Here is a 17396-nt window from a genome sequence, read left to right on the forward strand (position 1 = left end):
GCGGCGCTTCCGGGGGCTGATCTGACGGACAGTCGAGCCCCTTTCCGAGCCGCTATCGACAGGTACATCTGTTCTTGGTACCCATCTTCGACGTTAGTTCATAGCCCCCTGTTATTCATCTTTTTTCGGTTTATTTTTTTCCTCCCGGCTGTGGTTCCCGCCAGCGGCGGGGATTGCGGCGGCAAAGTCGTACTGGACCGGCGGGCGTGTCGCCGCGAGCACCACCGCGCCGCGGACCACCGCGCCTGCGGCGCGGAGCGCGCGGGCCGCTTCGGCCAGCGTGGCACCGGTGGTGAGCACATCGTCCACCACGACGCAGGGCGCACCGTCCAGCCCCGCCCGGCGTGCGCGGCCCTTGACCTGCATGGAACCGCGCACCTTCCGGAACCTTGCCGCACGGCCCAAACCCTTCTGCCCGCCTGGCCAGCCGGGCCAGCCGGCTGCCGCCGCGGTGCGGCTGCGGGAAGCGGCCGGCGCAGCACGGGTCCGGCGGAGTACATCGGCGACGTCGGCCCGGTCCAGCGCCGGGCTCCGCCGGGCCTTGGAGAGCAGCAGGTGCACCGGGCTGAACCCCCGGCGTCGAAAGGCCGCGCTGCTGGTGGGGACGGGCACGAGCACGATCCGCTCCGCCCGGCCGGCGGCGGCACCGATGGCTTTGACGAGGGCCGTGGCCAGTTCCTCGGCCAGCTGGCGCTGGCCGTACTTCTTGAACGACAGCACGGACTGCGCCAGCTCACCCCGATAGACGCCGGCCGCGACGACGGGCAACAGGACGGAGCCGTCCATGTCCACCAGTGCGGGGGCCCTCCCCTCGGCCCGGAACGGCCGGCGCGTCAGCTGGCGGACCCGGTGGGCGCAGGCACCGCAGAGGGTCCGGTCCTCCGCTCCGCAGCAGACGCATTCCACTGGCACGGCAAGTGCCAGCAGTTCGGCGGCGGCAGCGGCGGCCCCGTCCGCCACCCGCGCCGGCCAGTTGGAGTAGCCCCCGCGGTGCCTCGCCGCCCCCGGCTGCGGGGCGAGGTCAGGATCAGGGGCCAGGACAGGGGTCAGGATAGGGGTCAGTTTAAGGGCGCGGCGCCGGAGTTTGGTCACCTTTCAAGGCTGGGCGTTCCCGGCCTCCCGCGGCAGGGACCAGCCGCGCTATGTGGACAGGTAGCCCGGTCAGCCCGGGAAGGACGGGTCGATGGCCCCCTTGAGCTGCGCTGACCAGCCGTTACCGAGGCGCTGGAAGATGCCCTCCGTGGATTGTCCGAAGATCTCCGCAGGCCCGTTGCCGGCGCTGAGCGCGGTAAGGCCCGGCCAGGGCGCCAGCTCCTGCGGAGCACCGGACGTCAGGGAAAGCAGCTCGGGGGTGACGTTGCCGCTGGCTGAGCTCTTCATCACCGCGACGGTCGTGTCGTTGACCCAGACACCGCGGTCCGGGGCCCGGGCCGTCAGTAGGGTGATCGGCGCGGTGAGATCCCGGGGGGTGCCGTCGGCGGTCCGGACGATTCCGGTGATCTGGACGGCGGTCTTGCCGTTCAGCTCTGAAATGACGAGCGCGCGGGTTCCTTCGCGCGAGACCCTGAATTCCTTGACGCTCCTGCCGGCCAGCCACGGCGGCGCCAGGGTCACGGTGGGTACGTTCGCCCCGGCCGCGATCCCGGTGGGCCGGTAGGCCAGGACCTCGGTGGTCCCGTTGCCTCCCGGTCCGGCGCTCCAGACCCAGTCGTACCGGCCGAAGGACGGCCTGGAAAGGCCGGCCCGCGTGGTGAGCGCGCGCGCCGGCTGGCCCGGGATGATCGAGTACAGCGTGCCGTGGCCGCGGTTGAGGAACGCCACGGCCTGGGATACCGGAGATTCCGCGGGCAGTCGCGGCGCCAGGGCCCGGACGGACTGGATATCCGGCACCGGCCCCAGCTTGTTGTTCTCGTAGCGGACCAGGTCGTTGTTGCTGACGGCGATCTGGCGGGCCGGGACCTCCACGTTCCGCACGGGCGGGAGCACAGATCCGTCGTCTTCCACCCGCACCAGGTCCTGGTTGGCCCGCAGTTCCACGTTGACGACATCGGGCTGGCTGCGGAAGGTCAAAGAGAGCTGGGTCTGCATCCGCAGCCGGTCCTGGTTGGAGGCCTCCACGAGGTCCTTGGCCGTGAGGTCCACCTGCGCGGCACCGGAGACCACCGGCACCGACTCGCGGGCCAGCTTGATGCCCGAAGGGAAGGCGCTCACCACGGCGCCCTTGAGGTAGGGGGCGGGACCGCCGAGCAGGGCACTGGCCATGGCCTTGACGGTCTTCTTCTTGATGAACCAGCGCATATCCGGCACCGCGTAGGTGAACGTGGGGTCATAGAAGTAGATGGGGTACGCGCCGTAGATGACCTTGAACGTCTGTTCCGGGATGGCGGTGCCGTCCGGAATCTCGGCGATGCGCCACTCGCCGTCCACCTTGGTCAGCGTCGCGGGGATACTTTCCTTGGACCCTTCCGGCAACGCTGTGGCGATCCCATCGGCGTCGACGGTGTAGGCGAGGTCCAGTTCGTAGTTGAAGACGTTTTCGACGGCGGTGCGCACCACGCGGGCGGAGCGGAACACCAGCACCCGGCGGTCCGGCTTCCACTGCACCGAGGAGGCCTGGGTGAGGTACTGCCGGGCGACGGCGTAGTCGTCCTCATAGCCGCTGCCCGCGAGGTAGAAGTCCTCAATCACCGCTTCCGGGGATGCCCCGGGCCGCGGGGCCACGGGGAAGAAGACCGGGGCGTTGTTGGGCTTCCCGGCGCTCTCATCGGTGCTCTTGCCGACCGGACCGGAACGCGGGATCTGTGCGCAGGACGTCAGCAGGACCAGGATCACCGCCAGCAGGGCCGCGGCGGGACTGGTGAACTTCCTGGTGCCTATCATGACTGCTCCTTCGTCCCGTCGCGGCCGGCGGCCGGACGGGGATCGGTGACGGCCGTCTCGAGCAGCAGCATCGTCCGCTCGGACTGGTCGCCGGCCGGCCCGACGTCGGCGGGTTCCAGCTGGAGCGGCGACCGGGTGATGGTTTCGCCCTGGCGCAGCGGCAGGGTGAGGCGGAAGTTGGAGCCGCGTCCCTTCTGGCCCCAGGCCTGCAGCCAGCCGTTGTGCAGTTTGGTGTCTTCGGTGGCGATGGAGAGGCCCAGGCCGCTGCCGCCGGTGGTCCGTGCCCGGGCCGGGTCGGCACGCCAGAAGCGGTCGAACACGCGGGCGGCTTCGGCGGCGGTCATGCCGATGCCGTGGTCCCGGACGGCGACGGCCACCGCGGTGTCGTTCGCCGCCACCGAGACGTTCACCGGCCGTCCCTCTCCGTGTTCCAAGGCGTTCAGGACCAGGTTGCGCAGGATACGGTCAATCCGCCGGTCATCCATCTCGACAATGATGCTGCCGGCGGGGGCATTCAGCGTCACCTCCGATCCGTACTCGGCGGCTACCGGGCCGACCCCCTCGATCACGTGCGAAATGAGCTGGACGATGTCGGTCGGTTCGGCGTCGAGCATGGCCACGCCGGCGTCGAACCGGGAAATTTCCAGCAGGTCCGCCAGCAGCGACTGGAAGCGTTCGACTTGGTTGTAGAGCAGTTCCGCGGACCGCTTGTTGATCGGGTCGAACTGGTCGCGGGCGTCGTAGAGCACCTCAGCGGCCATCCGGACCGTGGTGAGCGGGGTCCGGAGCTCGTGCGAAACGTCGGAGACGAACCGCTGCTGCATCTGGGACAGGGTGGCCAGCTGGGTGATCTGCTCCTGCAGGCTGGCGGCCATGTGGTTGAACGAGGCACCGAGCCGGGCCACTTCGTCCTCGCCCTTGACCACCATGCGTTCCTGCAACTGGCCGGCGGCCAGCTTTTCGGAGACGACGGCGGCATGACTGACCGGGCTGACCACGTTGCGGGTGACGTACCAGGCGACGGCCCCGATCATGAGCGCCAGGGCGGCAGCGCCGGCCAGCAGGACGTTCTGGATCTCGTCGAGGGTCTTTTGCGCCGTGTTGAGGTCGTAGATGAGGTAGAGCTCGTAGACGGTTCCGTTGAAGGTCACCTTGTTCCCGACGGCGATCCCGGGGCGGTCCTCGGTTCCCACCGGGAACTCCGTGGACGCCCAGAACTGGTCCTTGCCGGACTCCTGGACCGCCTTGCGCAGCTCGGGCGGGATCACACTGATGGTGAGCTGGTCCGAGGCCCGCGATTCGACCCAGCGGTTGCGCGGTTTGGTCTGTTCGGGCATGGCTTCGAAGACATAGCGGCGCTGGATCACCGAGCCGCGGCCTTCGACGGCATTCAAAGTGTCGTACACCAGGGTGATCACACTCGACTGGTCGGTGACCTGGGCGCCGTCGAACGTGTCCTGGACCTGCTTGACGTTGTAGCGGGTCTCGGACTCCGCCTGGGCCAGCCGCTCCTGGAAGAGGTTGTTGGCGATCTGGTTCGACAGGTAAGCGCCGACCACGGCGAAGGAACCGATCGCGAGCATGAGGGTGGTCAGCACGGTGCGGAACTGCAGGGACCTCCGCCACCGCCGCTGCAGGGCGCGCAACAGGTACCTGGATGCGGGCAGCAGGCGCGACGCCCCGGTGCGCAGCAGCCGGAGAACGCGGGCGGTGACGATCCTGGCGCGGCGGGCCCAGATGCCGGCCCGGAACAGCGGACTCTGCCCGGGGGGCGGCTCCGGAGGCCCGGGCGCAGCTGTCTCCGGATTTGGCGGCGCGGCCAGTTCCGGGACAGCGATCACGGAGGCTGGCTGCGGGTGGCCGTCCGCCGGCTCAGGAACCCGCTTTGTAGCCGACACCACGGACCGTCAATACAACTTCAGGGGCTTCCGGATCGCGTTCGATCTTCGAGCGCAGCCGCTGGACGTGGACGTTGACCAAACGGGTATCCGCCGCGTGACGGTAGCCCCAGACTTGTTCCAGCAGCAGCTCACGGGTAAAGACCTGCCAGGGTTTGCGTGCCAGGGCGACGAGCAGGTCGAATTCCAGCGGAGTCAGGGAGATCCGTTCGCTGTTGCGGCTCACCACGTGGCCGGCGACGTCGATCGTGACGTCCGCGATGCGCAGGGTCTCCGGCGCCTTCTGGTCGCCGGGACGCAGGCGCGCCCGGACGCGTGCCACGAGTTCCGCGGGCTTAAAGGGTTTGGGAACGTAGTCGTCGGCGCCCGACTCGAGTCCGCGGACCACGTCCGAGGTGTCCGACTTGGCCGTCAGCATAACGATCGGAACGTCGGACTCGCCGCGGATCTGACGGCATACCTCAATGCCGTCCATCCCCGGAAGCATTAGGTCCAGCAGCACGAGGTCCGGCTTGGAGGAGCGGAAAACCTCCAGGGCCTGGCCTCCGTCCGCGCAGAAGACGGGGTCGAAGCCGTCGTTGCGCAGCACAATACCGATCATCTCGGCCAGCGCCTCGTCATCGTCAACTACCAAAATCCGTGCCTTCATAGCTTATATATTCCCCTATTGAAATGGCTTTGTCGTATTCGGGCGGTCCCCGGCATGGCGCGGGCGGCTGCCCGCCGTGGGACGCCCGCGCCGCGTCCACCGGTAATCAGGCGCCGCGCACCGGCCCGCAGGCTTGCGGCCGGCCGCCGAAACTATAGGCTAAGGGCACAGCTGGCCCGGACTCACGCCGGGACCTGTGGACAGCAGGGCCCCGGGGCCTGGGCCGCGGGCGTCCGGCGGGCAATTTCTTGGGGAGGAAAAGCTTGTCTGAGCAGGAACCTAACGCGCCGCAGCAGGGGGGCTGGCCGGCCCAGCAGCCGCCGTGGGGGCAGCCACCCCAGTGGGGCCAGCAACCCCAGTGGAGAACCCCGCCGCCCCCTCCCGCCCAGCAGCCGCCGTGGGGCAGCCAGCCGCAATGGGGCCAGCACCCGCAGCGGGGCGGGCAGCGTCCTGGTCCTGGTTTCCCCGGCATGGGCTCCGCCCAGCCGTCGCCTTACGGCCAGCCCCGTTACGTGGCCCCGCCGAAACCAGGCATTGTGCCGCTGCGCCCCTTGATGCTGGGCGAAATCCTCGACGGCGCCTTCCAGACCATCAGACGCAATCCTGCAGCCATGTTGGGCGCGGGTGTGATCGCCCAGGGGCTCGGCTCTGTTGCCTCCGCCTTGGCACAGACCGGTGCCGTCTCCGGGTGGTCGCCCGCATCCTGGCTGGAGGGCCTCAGCCGCTCACAGGCGGCGGCACTCGGGCTGGGCATCGCCGGCGTCGGCATCCTCTTGGCGCTGCTCACGGCGCTGGTTTCGGTCCTCATGCAAGGCGCCATGGCCGTCCCCGTGGCGCGTTCGCTACTGAACAGGAAGACGGGTTTCCGCCAGATGTGGACACTGTCCCGCGGCCGGACCGGCGCCCTGCTGGGCCTTGCCGGCCTGTTGATCCTCGGCGTCGCCGCCGTCGTCGCTCTCTCGGTGCTGGCCACAGTGGCACTCCTGGCTGCCATGGACCGCGCCGCCGCACCTGCCTTGATCGGCCTGTTTATCGGCGTGATGATTGCGTTGGGCTGGCTCGCCGTACGGTTCCTCGTCGCACCGGCGGCGATCGCAGTCGAAGAGACCGGCGCGTTCGCCGGACTTCGCCGCTCCTGGCAGCTGACCCGCGGGAGCTGGTGGCGCCTGCTCGGCATCACCTTGGTGGTCGGTCTGCTCGTCGCCGTCCTCACCCAAATTGCCCTGCTTCCCGTGAAGCTTGTCGGCAACGCGGTCGGGTTTACGGTCCTCGCGCAGGGCGGCCAGGGTGAGACCCAGGCGCTCGGGATCGCGGTCACGGTGGTCAGCGCGGTAGTTTCGGCGCTGGTCGCGGCCCTGGGCTACGCCTTCCAGACTTCGACCGTCGCCCTGGTCTACCTGGACCTGCGGATGCGCAAGGACGGGCTGGACCTGGCCCTGCTGCGGCAGCTGGAGACGGGCAGCGACCCGGAAGGGGTCCCCGGGCGCGGTCCCGCGCTGCTCCACGGGGACACCTCCGCCTGGCAGCAGCCGCCTTACGGCCCTCCCCCGTTCCGCGGATGACGGGTCTTCCAGCCCTTGCGGTGGTCTGGGCCGGAGCGGCGCTGTTTGTACATTTCCAGCAGGAACCTCCGGTGCTTCCCGGACGCGAAGACGCCGGCCGCTGGGCCGCGGACGAACTTGCGAAGGCACCGTACCGCGCCGCCGCACCCGGTGGGCTCGACGAAGCCCTTGCCGAGTTCGGCCGCTGGCTGCGTGCGCTGACCGGCAACGGCGGCCCCGGCGGCGACGGCCCTTATGCCCTGCCGCTGCTGCTGATCATCACCGCCGTGGTCATCGGCGCCGCCGTCCTGGTGGTGCGGCCCCGGCTCAACGCCAGGCGCCCCGCCGTCGAGGACGTCTTCGACGCCGGCCGGGAGCTTAGCCCGGCGGCGCATCGTGAGCGCGCCCGGCAGGCGGCGGCCCGCGAAGACTGGCCCGCTGCCGTCGTCGAGCAGTTCCGGGCCCTTGTCCGGGCGGCGGAAGACCGCGCCGTCCTAAACCGGCAACCGGGACGGACCGCGCACGAGGCCGCCGCCCGGCTGGGCCGGGCCTTTGGTGCGCACGCCCGGGAGTTGCAGGGCGCTGCACTTACCTTCGACGCCGTGCGCTACGGCGGTGCGGCTGCGGGCCGGCACGAGCATGCGGCACTGGCCGAGCTCGACGGGGCGCTCGCGGGCACCATTCCGGACTATCAGGACGCGGGCGCGGATGCCTTCGTCAGGCCGCTATGAGCCGCCCGCCCTCGCTGCGCCGGTGGCTGCGGCGGCACCGCACCTGGAGCGTGCTCGGCGTCGTCTTTGTCGCAGCGCTGGTTCTCACGGCGGTCCTTCAACTGCAGCCCCGCGGCGACCGGACGGCGCTGTCCATCCGCAACCCTGCCCCGGACGGGGCGCAGGCCGCCGCGGAAATCCTCCGCCGCCATGGCGTCGACGTGGAGCAGCAGGGCTCTTTGGCGGCGGCCAGGCAGGCGCTGGAGGCCGCCAAGCGCGCCGGTGCGGGCACCACTGTCCTGCTCTACGACCGCAACGGCTACCTTGGCCGGGACCAGCTGCAGTACCTGGGCGCAGCCGCGGACCGGCTGGTCGTGATCACACCCCGGCTGAACACGCTGCAGGGTGTGGGCGGCGGGATCCAGCAGGCCGGAGTGGTGCCGGACAGCACCGAGGTGCTCGCGGCGGGGTGTGTCCTTCCCGACGCCGCCGCCGCCGGCACGGTCTCGGCCCGGAACGGCTACCTCTACGACGCGGAAGTGGTCTGCTACGCCCCGCCCGGCGGCCTGGGAGGCCTCTACGCCGGCAGCGAGGACGGCCGGACAGTGGTCCTGGGCAGCACCGGAATCCTCAGCAACGCGGCCCTGGCAGAGCAGGGCAACGCCGCCCTCGTGCTGCGGAGCCTCGGAGCGGAACAACGGCTGATCTGGTATCTGCCCGGGATCGCCGATGTACCCGCAGCGACGGAACCGGTGACCCTCGATCAGCTCGCCGCGCCCTGGGCCCACGTCTTGGGGCCCTGGCTGGCCTTCGTGGCGATCCTCGCGATCTTCTGGCGCGGCCGGCGGCTCGGCCCCCTGGTCTTCGAGCCGCTCCCCGTGGTGGTGAAGGCGGTGGAAACGGCTGAAGGACGGGCCCGTCTCTACCACGACGCCCGCGCTGTCGATCATGCCGCCGAAGTCCTCCGGGCCGGCAGCCTGGTGCGGCTGGCCACCACGCTCAGGCTGGGACCGGACGCCGGGGCTGCGGCCATCATTGACGCGGCCGCCCGGCACCTGGACCGGGCACCGGAGACGGTCGCCGGCGTCCTCGATGCCGTTCCCCGCGCGGAGGCCGAGCTCGTGCGCTGGGCCCAACAGCTGGACCGACTAGAGAAAGAGGTACACGCCCGATGAACGATCAGCCAAGCGTTTCCACGCACGCGCCGCAGGCGCCCGGCGACTGGGGTTCCCGGGACCCGGACCCCGTCCGGCAGGCCCTGCTGGATGTGCGGCACGAGGTCGCCAAGGCCGTCGTCGGGCAGGACGCCACCGTCACCGGGATGCTGATCGCTTTGCTGTGCCACGGCCATGTGCTGCTCGAAGGGGTACCGGGGGTGGCCAAGACACTGCTGGTGCGCAGCCTCTCCGCCGCCCTCAGCCTCGACACCAAGCGGATCCAGTTCACCCCGGACCTCATGCCCGGCGACGTTACCGGCTCACTTGTCTTCGATTCGCACACGTCGGAGTTCAGCTTCCGCGAAGGCCCGGTCTTCACCAATATCCTGCTGGCCGACGAGATCAACCGGACGCCGCCTAAGACCCAGGCCTCGCTGCTGGAAGCGATGGAGGAGCGCCAGGTGTCGGCGGACGGCGTCTCGCGCCAGCTTCCCGCGCCCTTTATCGTGGCGGCCACGCAGAACCCGGTCGAGTACGAGGGAACCTATCCCCTGCCGGAGGCCCAGCTGGATCGCTTCCTGCTCAAGCTCACCATGCCGTTGCCCGGACGGGAGGACGAAATCGAGGTGATCCGACGGCATGCGGCCGGATTCAACCCGCGCGACCTGGCCGCCGCCGGCGTCCGCCCGGTGGCCGGCCGCGCCGAGCTGGAGCAGGCGCGGCACGCCGTGGCCGCCGTCGGGATCGGCCCCGAGGTTCTCGCCTACATCGTGGACCTGGTCCGCGCTACCCGCGTGGCGCCGTCATTCCAGCTGGGCGTCTCGCCGCGCGGCGCCGCAGCCCTGCTGAACGGCACGCGCGCCTGGGCGTGGCTCTCCGGCCGCACTTTCGTCACCCCCGACGACGTGAAGGCCCTCGCCCTGCCCTGCCTGCGGCACCGGGTGGCGCTGCGCCCCGAGGCGCAGATGGACGGCGTCCACGTCGACGGTGTGCTGGCCAGCATCCTCGCTTCCGTCCCCGTTCCGCGCTGAGCCATGGCAGTCTCCGGACGCTTCGTGCTGCTGGCGCTGCTGGGCCTGGTCCCAGTGGCGCTTCTGCCCGGCTGGGGGTCGGCTGCCGCAGTGGGCCTGCTGCTTCTTGCCGCCGCACTGCTGGACCTGGCGCTCGCGGTCCCGCTGCGGCAGGTCTCGGTGCAGCGCAACGACCCCGCCAACGTCCCGCTCGCCGGGTCGGCCGAGTCCGTACTGACGGTGGCGAATGCCGGTAACCGTGCGCTGCGGGGGCTGGTGCGGGACGCCTGGCAGCCATCGGCCGGCGCGCAGAACCCGGTCCAGCCCTTGGTGGTCCCGCCCGGCGAGCGCCGCCGGATCACCGTCACGCTGCAGCCCACCCGGCGCGGTGAACTGGCCGCCGCGCACGTCACGCTCCGTGCCTTCGGCCCGCTGGGCGTTGCCGCCCGGCAGCGCACCTTCCCGTGCCCCGGTACGCTCCGGGTGCTCCCGCCGTTCCATTCGCGGCGGCACCTTCCCTCCAAGCTGCGCCGCCTGCGCGAGCTCGACGGCAAGGCGGCAGTGCAGATCCGCGGCGCCGGCACCGAATTCGACTCCCTGCGCGACTACGTGCGCGGCGACGACGTCCGCTCCATCGACTGGCGTGCCACGGCGCGCCGCTCCGCCGTCGTGGTCCGGACCTGGCGGCCGGAGCGTGACCGCCGCGTCGTCATCCTGCTGGACACCTCGCGCACGGCCGCCGCCCGGATCGCCGACGAGCCGCGGCTCGATACCGGCATCGAGGCGGCGCTGCTGCTGGCCGTCCTCGCCGAGCGGGGCGGGGACCGGGTCGACTTCCTCGCCTTCGACCGCAGGCTCCGGGCGCAGGCCGGGTCCGCGGCCAAGGGGAACCTGCTGGGACAGCTGGTCCAGGCCATGGTCCCGCTCGAGGCCGAACTCATTGAACTCGACTGGCCGCAGATCCCGGCCCGGGTCCGCACCGTGGCCGCGCACCGCTCCCTCGTGGTGCTGCTCACCGCGCTCGACGGCGGCGCCCCCGAAGCGGGGCTCCTGCCGACGGCGGCACAGCTCGCGCAGCAGCACGTCGTGGTGGTCGCCTCGGTCCGCGATCCCAGGCTCGGCGAAATGCAGCGCGAGCGCTCGACCGCCAGCGGTGTTTTCCGCGCCGCCGCCGCCGAACGCGCCCTGCTGGAACGCGAGGCAGTCAGCGCCCAGTTGCGCCTGGCCGGCGTCGAAGTCGTCGACGCCGAACCGGCGCAGCTGCCGCCGGCGCTCGCGGACGCGTACATTCGGTTGAAGGCCGCAGGACGGCTGTGACCACCAGGAGGATGCCGTGACCAGTTACGACCCCATCTACCAGATCGGCCTCGGGCCGGACTTTTCCCGGCTGCAGCCCGAACTGCAGGACTACTTCTCGCTCGCTCCCGGTTCCGGCCACTACGGCGTCGGTGAGGGCGTCTTTGACGTTGTCGGCTGCCGGCAGCGCTGGCTGCGGCCGATGCTGCGGCTCGCGACCGGGGAGCAGGCGTTCTTCCCGGAGTACGGCGAGGGCATCAGGTTCCGGATCGAGAACCACGCCCATCTTGATCCGTTCGGCCGCTCCAGCCTCACCGCCCGGCGGGAGATTTTCTTTCCGGAGACCACCAGGATCTTCCACGACACCACCAGCCTGGACTCCTCCGCCGGCACCCCGCGGCTGGTGGATTACGTCGGCCGGTACCGCCGGCTGGTCACCGACCTTAACCTCAGCGTCACACCGGAAGGCAGGCTGCGCGGCGTCTCGGAGGCCTCCCGGCTGTTCCTGGGCCCGCTGCGGATCCCGCTGCCGGACGCCCTGGACGCCAAGGCCTACGCCGAGCAGTGGTGGGAGCCGGGCGAGGGCCGGCACCGCATCCAGGTCAAGGTGATCCAGCCGCAGATCGGCCTGGTACTGGTCTACGCCGGGCACTTCGGCTACCGGCTTGAGCCATACCCCGGCGCTGCCGCGGCGCCGGGCCATCTTCCCGAACGGGCGCGGCCGGACCGCTGGGAACGCCGCCTCTAGGCCCTAGCCGAGCGCGAGCTGGTTCAGGCCGTCAGCCAGCTGCGTCAGCCGGGTGAGCACCGCCGTCGCGGACGACGGCGTGTGCGCGGCGAGGCCTCCCGCGGGCGTTACCCGCACCGAGCCCAGCGTGGCGGCCGGGAGCCCGAGCTGGCGCCACGGGCGCCAGAGTGTTTCGACAGCCTGGGGCACGCGCGGCAGCGCCGCGGCGGGATCATCGACCTGCAAGGTCCCGGCCCACAAGCGTTTTCCGGACTCCACCGCGCCCGCGATTTGTTCCCACTGGCGGGAGGTCAGGGCCCGCAGCGGCACCGCGATCCCGTCGGCGCCAGCGGCGAGGATCCGGTCGAAGGGCGCCTCGACTTCCGGCACGGAGATGACGATGTCGGCCGCGCCGGCAGCCCTCAGGGCGTCGATGACGAGGCGCCAGGATTCGGTGATCTCCGAACCCGCGACCGCGCGCAGGGTGCGGTAGCCGCTGGAGGTGGGGATGGTGCCGGCCATCACGGCGGCGATGTCCGGTTCGTCGAGCTGCACCACCAGGCTCGCGCCCGGCGCCGCGGCGGCGGCCCGGCGCAGGTAGGAGCCCACACCGGCGGCGAGCGAGGCCGCGAGGTCCCGCCGCGCGCCGTGGTCGATGAGGGCCCGTTCCCCGTTGTGCAGGTGCAGCCCGGCGGCGAGGCTGACCGGTCCCCGCAGCTGGATCTTGAGCTCCGCGGCGGGAGTGTCCTCGGCCCCGACGACGTCGGCGAGGACGTTGATGTCGGTGGACAGGGCCGACCGGGCCCGCATGAGGTCCTTGCCGGGCCGGTCAACGAGCCGCCAGCCGTAGGGCTGGATGTCGACGGCGAGCCCTTCCAGCAGGGACGCCGTGCGGCCCAGGGAGTCGGAACCGACCCCGCGGTCCGGGAGCTCGGCGAGGAAGGGCAGGTGCGGGCTGCCGAGTTCACCGCGGATGATGCGGGCGGCTTCGACCGGGTCTTCGCCTGGCCAGGGGCCCAGTGCGGTGGCCGTGACCTGGCCGGGAGCTTTAGGCACTGGCACTTCTACGCTTCGGCGGCGACGGCGGGGTCCGCGTCAGCCGTGGACCGCTGCGCAGCGGCCTGATGGGCGGCCGCCTGGTGGTCCTCGGCGATGGCCTCATGGTGGCGGATCACCTCGCCAATGATGAAGTTCAGGAATTTCTCGGCGAACGCTGGATCCAGGTGGGCTTCGGCGGCGAGCCGGCGCAGGCGCGCGATCTGTGCCGTCTCCCGGCCGGGGTCCCCGGCCGGGAGCTTGTGCGCGGCTTTGAGGAAGCCGACCTTCTGCGTCGCCTTGAACCGCTCGGCCAGCAGGAAGACGAGGGTGGCATCGATGTTGTCGATGCTGGAGCGGATTGAGAGCAGTTCCGCCATCACCGCGGGATCCACCTGCCCGGCCAGCGAACTGGCGGCGGGGTCATAGCTGTCGGCGTCGGGGAGGTTCTGGTTCTGCTCGGTCATTGGTCCAGTCTAGGCGCTGGAGGCGCACTTCTTCCGGGTGTTAAGCGGCGGCGGGCCGGCCGCGAAGGGGTGATGCCCGCCGTTCGTGTGAACGGCGGGCATCGCCCCTTCGCGGCAGGCGGCTCCCCGGGCGCCGCATTCCCGGCCGGGCTGTCAGGCCCCGAGGACCGCGCGGAACTGCTCGCGGCGGCGGGCCTGCTCGTCCGGATCCGGAACCGGCAAGGAGGCGATCAGCTTCCTTGTGTAGTCGTGCTGCGGATTGCCCATGACCTGGTTCCCGAGCCCCTGCTCCACCATTTTCCCCTTATAGAGGACACCGACCCAGTGCGAGAGGATGTCCACCACGGCGAGGTCGTGGCTGATGAACAGGCAGGCGAAGCCGAATTCGGCCTGGATTTCCTTGAACAGTTCCAGCACTACCGCCTGCACCGACACGTCCAGCGCCGACGTCGGCTCATCAGCGATCAGCAGCTTCGGGTTCAGGATCAGCGCCCGCGCCAGCGAGGCGCGCTGGCGCTGGCCGCCGGAAAGTTCATGCGGGTACCGGTCCGCGTACGCGGCGGGCAGCTGCACGGCTTCGAGCAGTTCACGGGTCCGCTGCCGGGCCTGCGCCGGCGTCGGCTTGGTGTGGATGATCAGCGGCTCGGCGATGCAGTCCCCGATGGTGAGCTGCGGGTTGAAGGACGCCGCCGGGTCCTGGAATACGAAGCCGATCTGCTTGCGCAGCGGCTTGAAGGTGCGTTCCTTGAGATCGAGCATCTCGTAGTCCAGCACCTTCAGGCTCCCGCCTGTGGTGCGGTTCAGGCCCGCGATGGCGCGCCCGATCGTCGTCTTGCCGGAACCCGACTCGCCCACGAGGCCGAAGACCTCGCCCTCCGACAGAGTGAAGTTCACCCCGTCCACAGCCTTGAACGCAGGGCTGCCGAGCCGGCCGGGGTACTCGATCGTCAGGTTCTTGGCCTCGACCAGCACCTTGCCGCCCTGGTGGGCGCGTTCGGTCATGCCGGCCGAGGCGGAGTTCCGGCCCAGGTGCGGGACCGCGGCGAGGAGCTTCTTGGTGTAGTCCTGCTTCGGTTCCGCGAAGAGCACCCGCGCGCTGGCCTCCTCGACGACGTCGCCCTGGTACATCACGACGACGCGGTCCGCGAGATCGGCGACGACGCCCATGTTGTGCGTGATGAGCACAATGGAGGTGCCGTACTGGTCCCGGAGGTTGCGCAGGAGTTCCAGGATTTCCGCCTGCACCGTGACGTCCAGCGCAGTGGTGGGCTCATCCGCGACGATGAGGCCCGGGTTCAGCGCCAGCGCGGCGGCGATCACCACGCGTTGCTTCTGCCCGCCGGAGAACTGGTGCGGGTAGTAGTCGATCCGGGTTTCCGGATCCGGGATGCCCACCTTGCGCAGCGCGTCGATCGCCCGGGACTTGGCCTCCTTGGCGCTGACCCGGCCGGCTCCCCCGTGTCCGGCATGGGCGCGGATGCCTTCGGCGATCTGCCAGCCCACGGTGAAGACCGGGTTGAGCGCTGTCGAGGGTTCCTGGAACACCATGGCCACGTCCCGGCCGCGGATTTCCCGCAGCTTCGCAGCGCTGACGCTGATCACGTTGTTGCCGTTGATCAACACCGCGCCGGAGCTGATCGCCGTCTCCGGCAGCAGCCCCAGGATGGTTTTGGCGGTGACGGTCTTGCCGGAGCCCGATTCGCCCACGATCGCGACGACCTCGCCGGGGTTGACCTCGAGGCTGACGTCCTTCACGGCGTAGACGTCCCCGGCGTCGGTGGCGAACGTGACCCTCAGGTGGTCGATGTCCAGCACGGGCCCGGAGCCCCGTGTGTGCTGGTCTGAAACGGAGCCGAGATTGGTGCTCATGAACTTCTCACTTCTGCTGTATCCGCGGCCGGTGCGCTGGAGCTGCCCGGTCCGGCAGTGTCGGGTCCGGCTTTGCCTGAAGCGGCCTTCTTGCGGCCGCGCAGGCGCGGGTCGTTGAGGTCGTTGATGCTTTCACCGACCAGGGTGAGCCCCAGCACGGTGAGGACGATGGCCAAGCCGGGGAAGACACCGGTCCACCAGATGCCCGAGGTGGTGTCCGCCAGCGCCTTGTTGAGGTCGAAGCCCCATTCGGCGGCCGAAGTCGGTTCGATGCCGAAGCCCAGGAAGCCCAGGCCCGCGAGGGTGAGGATGGCTTCGGAGGCGTTCAGCGTGAAGATCAGCGGCAGGGTGCGGGTGGCGTTTTTGTAGATGTGGCGGGTCATGATCCGGATGTTGGACGCGCCCACCACCTTGGCCGATTCAACGAAGGGTTCGGCCTTGAGCCGGATGGTTTCGGCCCGGATGACGCGGAAGTACTGCGGGATAAAGACCACGGTGATGGAGATCGCCGCGGCCAGGATGCCGCCCCACAGGCTGGACCGGCCGCCGCTGATCACGATCGCCATGACGATCGCGACCAACAGGGACGGGAAGGCGTACACGGCGTCGGCGATGACCACGAGGATCCGGTCCAGCCACCCGCCGATGTAGCCGCTGAGCAGGCCCAGGATGACGCCGATGAAGATGGACATGATCACGGCCACCACAATCACCAGCGCGGCGGTCTGCGCCCCCCACACCACGCGGGAGAACACGTCGTAGCCGCCGACTGTGGTGCCGAGGAGGTGCTTGCCGCCGGGGGCCTTCTGCGCGGGGAAGCCGCCGTCGGCGTCGGAGATCTGGGAGAAGCCGAACGGCGCGATCAGCGGAGCGAAGATTGCGGTCAGCAGGAACAGCGAGGTCAGGATGAGCCCGGCGACGAGCATGCCGCGTTGCAGACCGACGCTCTTGTTGAAGTGGGAGACGACCGGCAGCTTCCCGAACCAGGGTTTCCGGCGGTTGTCGTTGATGCTATTGGGTTCGATGCTCATGTCAGTACCTCACGCGGGGGTCGATCAGCGCGGCGATGATGTCCACGATGAAGTTGGTGACGGCCACGATCACGGCAAGCAGGACGACGATGCCTTGCACAGCGACGAAGTCGCGTGCGGTGAGATAGCTGGCGAGCTGGAAACCGAGGCCTTTCCATTCGAAGGTGGTCTCGGTCAGGACGGCGCCGCCGAGCAGGACCGCGATCTGCAGGCCCATCACGGTGATGATGGGGATGAGCGCGGGCTTGTAGGCGTGCTTGGTCACCAGGCGGAATTCGCTGACTCCGCGTGAGCGGCCTGCTTCCACGTAGTCCTTGCCGAGCGTGCCGATCACGTTGGTGCGCACCAGCCGCAGGAAGATTCCGGCGGTCAGCAGGCCCAGGGCGAGGGCGGGCAGCACCGCGTGTGCGATGACGTCGCCGAGGGCGTTGAGATTGCCGCTGCGGAGCGCGTCGAGCCAGTAGATGCCGGTGGGCGCCTGGAGCGCGGTGAGGGCAAGTTCCGTGGAGGTCTTAGCCCGCCCGGCAACCGGAAGCCAGCCGAGCCAGACCGAGAACGTGAGCTTGAGCAACAGGCCCGCGAAGAACACGGGCGTGGCGTAGAAGAGGATGGCCATGATCCGCAGCACGGCGTCGGGGGCCTTATCCCGGCGGTGCGCGGCGACCATACCCAACGGAATGCCGACAAGCAGGGCGACGATAACGGCGTTGACGGCCAGTTCCAGTGTCGCCGCACCGTAAGTGGTCAGTACCTCCACGACCTGTCGGTTATCCGAAAGCGTGGTGCCCAGGTTCCCGGACATGAGCTGCCCGAGGTACTCGAAGTACTGCACGAAGATGGGCCGGTCGTAACCGGCCGAGGCAATTCGTTCTGCGAGCTGTTCGGGCGGAAGCCGGCCGCCCAGGGCGGCGGTGATCGGATCACCGGTGATCCGCATCAGGAAGAACACCATCGTTACGAGGATGAGGATGGTCGGGAAGATCAGCAGGAACCTGATCAGGATGTATTGGCCCAGTCCCCCACCGGACGACTTCTTCTTCGACGGCAACAGGCCGTCGGCGTCGCTGGGCGGCGCCTCAATAAGTGTTGTCATTGGTACCTAAAATTGTGTTTCCATCGGCTTCGT

The 17396-nt window shown here is 69.8% G+C and carries 15 protein-coding genes; 6 read left to right on the top strand and 9 right to left on the bottom strand.

Going from position 1 to position 17396, the window contains the following annotated elements; translation table 11 throughout:
- Positions 1-111: 111 nt before the first annotated feature.
- The 4 genes from ACUYM2_RS12810 to mtrA form a co-directional block, all read right to left on the bottom strand.
- On the bottom strand, positions 112-1092 hold the full coding sequence (locus ACUYM2_RS12810; RefSeq protein WP_481600401.1) for a ComF family protein: 981 nt from the start codon (positions 1090-1092) through the stop codon (positions 112-114).
- Between the two features lie 69 nt (positions 1093-1161).
- Positions 1162-2880, bottom strand: coding sequence for an LpqB family beta-propeller domain-containing protein (locus ACUYM2_RS12815; RefSeq protein ID WP_481600402.1), 1719 nt, complete (start codon positions 2878-2880; stop codon positions 1162-1164).
- Positions 2877-4634 (bottom strand): MtrAB system histidine kinase MtrB, encoded by a 1758-nt coding sequence (mtrB, locus tag ACUYM2_RS12820; protein WP_481601487.1) that lies wholly within the window; start codon positions 4632-4634, stop codon positions 2877-2879. The genes ACUYM2_RS12815 and mtrB overlap by 4 nt, the downstream gene beginning before the upstream one ends.
- 118 nt (positions 4635-4752) lie before the next feature.
- Positions 4753-5427 carry an MtrAB system response regulator MtrA gene (gene mtrA / locus ACUYM2_RS12825; RefSeq protein WP_346959715.1) on the bottom strand — a complete coding sequence of 225 codons (675 nt, stop codon included), beginning with the start codon at positions 5425-5427 and terminating at the stop codon, positions 4753-4755.
- Between the two features lie 512 nt (positions 5428-5939).
- On the opposite strand from mtrA, the gene ACUYM2_RS12830 reads away from it, so the two are divergent.
- From ACUYM2_RS12830 to ACUYM2_RS12855, 6 genes are read left to right on the top strand one after another with little or no spacing between them, the layout of a single operon-like run.
- Positions 5940-6989, top strand: a complete 1050-nt coding sequence (locus ACUYM2_RS12830; RefSeq protein WP_481600403.1) for a DUF7847 domain-containing protein — start codon at positions 5940-5942, stop codon at positions 6987-6989.
- On the top strand, positions 6986-7699 hold the full coding sequence (locus ACUYM2_RS12835; protein WP_481600404.1) for a DUF4129 domain-containing protein: 714 nt from the start codon (positions 6986-6988) through the stop codon (positions 7697-7699). The genes ACUYM2_RS12830 and ACUYM2_RS12835 overlap by 4 nt, the downstream gene beginning before the upstream one ends.
- A complete protein-coding gene (locus ACUYM2_RS12840; protein WP_481600405.1) occupies positions 7696-8853 on the top strand; it encodes a DUF4350 domain-containing protein in 1158 nt (385 codons plus the stop codon). The genes ACUYM2_RS12835 and ACUYM2_RS12840 overlap by 4 nt, the downstream gene beginning before the upstream one ends.
- On the top strand, positions 8850-9866 hold the full coding sequence (locus ACUYM2_RS12845; protein WP_481600406.1) for an AAA family ATPase: 1017 nt from the start codon (positions 8850-8852) through the stop codon (positions 9864-9866). The genes ACUYM2_RS12840 and ACUYM2_RS12845 overlap by 4 nt, the downstream gene beginning before the upstream one ends.
- A gap of 3 nt (positions 9867-9869) precedes the next feature.
- Positions 9870-11162 (top strand): DUF58 domain-containing protein, encoded by a 1293-nt coding sequence (locus ACUYM2_RS12850; protein WP_481600407.1) that lies wholly within the window; start codon positions 9870-9872, stop codon positions 11160-11162.
- Positions 11163-11178: 16 nt separating this feature from the next.
- Positions 11179-11889, top strand: coding sequence for a DUF4166 domain-containing protein (locus ACUYM2_RS12855; protein ID WP_481600408.1), 711 nt, complete (start codon positions 11179-11181; stop codon positions 11887-11889).
- Between the two features lie 3 nt (positions 11890-11892).
- Here the strand turns inward: ACUYM2_RS12855 and ACUYM2_RS12860 are convergent, their stop codons facing one another.
- The 5 genes from ACUYM2_RS12860 to ACUYM2_RS12880 form a co-directional block, all read right to left on the bottom strand.
- Positions 11893-12924 carry a uroporphyrinogen decarboxylase/cobalamine-independent methonine synthase family protein gene (locus ACUYM2_RS12860; RefSeq protein ID WP_481600409.1) on the bottom strand — a complete coding sequence of 344 codons (1032 nt, stop codon included), beginning with the start codon at positions 12922-12924 and terminating at the stop codon, positions 11893-11895.
- 8 nt (positions 12925-12932) lie between these two features.
- Positions 12933-13370 (bottom strand): chorismate mutase, encoded by a 438-nt coding sequence (locus tag ACUYM2_RS12865; protein ID WP_346959723.1) that lies wholly within the window; start codon positions 13368-13370, stop codon positions 12933-12935.
- A gap of 153 nt (positions 13371-13523) precedes the next feature.
- Positions 13524-15239 (bottom strand): ABC transporter ATP-binding protein, encoded by a 1716-nt coding sequence (locus ACUYM2_RS12870; protein WP_481600410.1) that lies wholly within the window; start codon positions 15237-15239, stop codon positions 13524-13526.
- Positions 15236-16270 carry an ABC transporter permease gene (locus ACUYM2_RS12875; protein ID WP_481600411.1) on the bottom strand — a complete coding sequence of 345 codons (1035 nt, stop codon included), beginning with the start codon at positions 16268-16270 and terminating at the stop codon, positions 15236-15238. Before ACUYM2_RS12875 ends, ACUYM2_RS12870 begins: the two co-directional genes overlap by 4 nt.
- 1 nt (position 16271) lies before the next feature.
- Positions 16272-17363 (bottom strand): ABC transporter permease, encoded by a 1092-nt coding sequence (locus tag ACUYM2_RS12880; protein ID WP_481600412.1) that lies wholly within the window; start codon positions 17361-17363, stop codon positions 16272-16274.
- Positions 17364-17396: the final 33 nt, after the last annotated feature.

The organism is Arthrobacter sp. SD1074B (assembly GCF_056780195.1).

Excerpts from the sequence above, each read along its gene's own strand:
- mtrA (WP_346959715.1), bottom strand. The coding sequence starts at position 5,427 with ATGAAGGCACGGATTTTGGTAGTTGACGATGACGAGGCGCTGGCCGAG.
- ACUYM2_RS12835 (WP_481600404.1), top strand. The coding sequence starts at position 6,986 with ATGACGGGTCTTCCAGCCCTTGCGGTGGTCTGGGCCGGAGCGGCGCTG.
- ACUYM2_RS12850 (WP_481600407.1), top strand. The coding sequence starts at position 9,870 with ATGGCAGTCTCCGGACGCTTCGTGCTGCTGGCGCTGCTGGGCCTGGTC.
- ACUYM2_RS12840 (WP_481600405.1), top strand. The coding sequence starts at position 7,696 with ATGAGCCGCCCGCCCTCGCTGCGCCGGTGGCTGCGGCGGCACCGCACC.
- ACUYM2_RS12880 (WP_481600412.1), bottom strand. The coding sequence starts at position 17,363 with ATGACAACACTTATTGAGGCGCCGCCCAGCGACGCCGACGGCCTGTTG.
- ACUYM2_RS12845 (WP_481600406.1), top strand. The coding sequence starts at position 8,850 with ATGAACGATCAGCCAAGCGTTTCCACGCACGCGCCGCAGGCGCCCGGC.
- ACUYM2_RS12815 (WP_481600402.1), bottom strand. The coding sequence starts at position 2,880 with ATGATAGGCACCAGGAAGTTCACCAGTCCCGCCGCGGCCCTGCTGGCG.
- ACUYM2_RS12875 (WP_481600411.1), bottom strand. The coding sequence starts at position 16,270 with ATGAGCATCGAACCCAATAGCATCAACGACAACCGCCGGAAACCCTGG.
- ACUYM2_RS12870 (WP_481600410.1), bottom strand. The coding sequence starts at position 15,239 with ATGAGCACCAATCTCGGCTCCGTTTCAGACCAGCACACACGGGGCTCC.
- ACUYM2_RS12865 (WP_346959723.1), bottom strand. The coding sequence starts at position 13,370 with ATGACCGAGCAGAACCAGAACCTCCCCGACGCCGACAGCTATGACCCC.